General features: G+C 49.3%; 1 pseudogene. It reads right to left on the bottom strand.

The window, feature by feature from the left end:
* Positions 1 to 383, bottom strand: a pseudogene (locus N8O43_RS09590) (collagen-like protein); the annotation flags it as partial.

Raw genomic sequence — 383 nt, 5'->3', positions numbered from 1 at the left:
ACGTCACCTGTTTCTGTGTTAACGTATTTATCGCCGTCTTTACCTTCTGTTGTTGGATCAACTTTGCCGTTCAATACGTCTTTTCCGTCGCGTCCATCACGTCCGTCACGTCCTGCAGGTCCTTGTGCTCCATCACGTCCGTCGCGTCCTGGTAAACCTTGAGCTCCATCCGCACCTTTAGGTCCTTGCGCACCTTCTGCACCTTTATCACCCTTAGGTCCCTTGATGTTACCTTCTTTTTCCCAGTTGCCGTTATTCTTAACGAAAACGTCACCTGTTTCTGTGTTAACGTATTTATCGCCGTCTTTACCTTCTGTTGTTGGATCAACTTTGCCGTTCAATACGTCTTTTCCGTCGCGTCCATCACGGCCGTCACGTCCTGC

Origin of the sequence: Streptococcus mitis, from assembly GCF_946190335.1 — a bacterium.
GTDB lineage: Bacteria > Bacillota > Bacilli > Lactobacillales > Streptococcaceae > Streptococcus > Streptococcus mitis_CH.
This window is presented reverse-complemented; position numbering and strand designations above follow the sequence as displayed.